The organism is Frankia sp. CcWB3, assembly GCF_977927595.1.
Genome location: NZ_CDWRCK010000266.1, coordinates 3,475 through 5,850, shown reverse-complemented (window position 1 = coordinate 5,850; position 2,376 = coordinate 3,475). Strand labels below are relative to the sequence as shown.

The 2,376-nt window shown below is 68.8% G+C and carries 1 protein-coding gene and 1 pseudogene; both read right to left on the bottom strand.

Translation table 11 applies throughout. The features are described from left to right. Window positions 1–285 (bottom strand): tetratricopeptide repeat protein (locus ACY5KJ_RS17105; RefSeq protein WP_462203838.1); only part of this gene is annotated, 285 nt, incomplete at its 3' end. A 173-nt stretch (window positions 286–458) separates the two neighbouring features. Continuing rightward, window positions 459–2,219: pseudogene (gene fxsT, locus ACY5KJ_RS17100) on the bottom strand (FxSxx-COOH system tetratricopeptide repeat protein); the annotation flags it as partial. Window positions 2,220–2,376 lie beyond the last annotated feature (157 nt).

The window sequence follows — 2,376 nt, the reverse complement described above, 5'->3', positions numbered from 1 at the left end:
GAGTCTCTTCGTCAGGCCCGCGCGCGCATCCCTGAGCAGGCGTTCCGCCTCGTCGATCCGGCCGAGCTGGCGATGGATCAGGGCGAGGTTGAGGTCGCAGCCATAGGTATACGGATGGTCCGGGCCGAGGACGTCCCGGTAACGGCGAACGGTCTTCTCGATCCGAATGGTCGCCTCGTCCGGATCGCCGGCGACCCGCTGCGCGTTCCCGAGGTTGATCCCGGCGGCGAGGGTGTCCGGATGCTCCGACCCGAACTGCCGACTGTTGGTGTACCGGCCGTGCACCTCCTCGGCGAGTTCGAGGGCCTCGGTGAAGTCCCCGGCCTTCCGGCGAGCCACCGACAGGTCCTTCGCCTGGAGGAGAACATGCGCGTGCTCCTCCGGCAGGACGCGACGGTGACGAGATCGCGGTAGAGCAGGAAGGCCTGCTCCGCCGTTCTCCTGGCCTCGAGATACTGCCCGGCCTGCCGCAGGTCGCGCGCGACCGTGGCGAGCGAGAAGACCACCTGCGGGGCGTCGTCACGGCCGAAGAGGTTACGCCGGTCGGTGAGGTTCTTCCGGTCCGTCTCGAGAGCTTCGGCGTAGGAGCTGGTCAGGCTGTAGTCGACCGCCAGGTTGTTGACGGCGTTGAACGTACGGTTGTCGTCGTCGCCGAAGACACGGCGGTGCAGGGCCACGGTACCCTCGTCGAGTTCACGGGCGGCCTGGAACTCGCCGCGCGCACGCAGGTCGGCGCCGTGACCGTTGAGGATGACGAGGGTCTCCTCGTGGTCCGCACCGAGTACCTCGGTGATGGCCTCCAACGTCGGGCGCCGGAGATCATAGGCTTCCCGGTACCGGCCCAGCGCCCACAGGATGTCCGCCTTGATGCCCTGCAGGATCAGGACGTCGGGGTCGCGACCCCCCGGTTCCTTGATCCATTGCTCCAGGGTGCGGTCGGCCTCGGCGAGCCCGGTGGTGAAGTCGCCGACGCCGTAAAGGTAGCCGACGATGTGTTCCACCAGCTGGCGGGTGGGCGCCGACCGCGCCAGGTAGACCTCGGACGGGAAGATGTGCGGAAGCAGCTTGTCGTACTGCGGCCAGGCTTCGGAGTCGCCCGGCTCACCCGGGTCGGCCGCGACGAGCAGCTGGTGCACCTCGTCCCGCATGCGTTCCTGATCCTCGCGGGGCAGATCGTTGCGGATGAGCTTCTGCACGAGCCGGTGGACCTGCAGCGTCTTGCGGCTGTTGTCAATGCGGGCGAGGGCGTAGCGGCCGAGCTCCCGCATCGCCCGGCTCACCAGGAGGCGGTCCCGCATGGCGCTGCCGAATTCGGACCCGAGGATGTACTTGCCGCGGTCGAGGATCTCCAGGGAGATCGGCTCGGGGCCGAAGAACGCGCAGCGGCGCAGGAGCTCGAGGGCGAATGGCGCCTGCTCGCTGAGCCGGCTCACCGACAGGCTCCAGGCGGCCGCGACCGGCCTGGAGTAGTCCGACGGAGGGTTCTCCGCGAGCAGTTTCCCCGCCTCGGTGCGGAGCAGCTCGAGGTACTCCTTGACGTCCATCCCGGTCTCGAACTGCAGCGCGCCGGCCTGCTCCAGGGCCAGCGGCAGGTCGCCGAGTTCCTCGGCGAGCTGATCGGCGTCGGCATCGGCGATGCCGGGGACTCGGCGGTGGAGGAACTCGAGGCTCTCGCGCCGGGCGAAGACGTCGACCTCCAGCGTGTCGACCAGGCTCTCCCACCGCCGGTTGCGCGAGGTCACGAGCACGTGACCGGGGCCGTGCGGCATGAGGCTGTGGACCGTCTCCGGCTGGTCGGCGTTGTCGAAGATAAGCAGCCAACGCCGGTACGGCACGCCGCGGCGCAGCGCGTCCAGCACCGCGGAGACGGCCTCCTCGACCCGCAGCGGCCCGGCCTCCGCCAGACCCAGCCGCGGCGCCAGAGAGGCCAGATTGGAGCGGACCAGTAGCGGCTGGTCGGCGGGGATCCACCACACCAGGTCGTATTCCGCCTGATAGCGGTAGGCGTACTCGATCGCAAGGTGAGTCTTACCCACACCACCGAGACCCTGCAATGCATGCGGTAGCACGGCGGTGACGTCGAGACTGTCCGAGGTTACCCGCCTGCGCAGGTCCGCAAGCAGGCTGTCCCGGCCGGTGAAGTTCTTGTTCCGCTGGGGAACGTTGCCCCAGACTGTCGGAACTCCTCGACCCGGTCCGTGTTCCGGATCGACCTTCACCGCCGAAGCCACTGCACCCCCGCATTCCGGGCGCGGTCGGCGACATCTCGGCGCCCGCGCCCCACCGAGTAAAAGATTCGATCCGGACGCGTGCTAATGCTACACCCCGACCCTATCGGAGAGGAGGGTCTCGCATCTCGGCCGTCGCCGGCCCGCC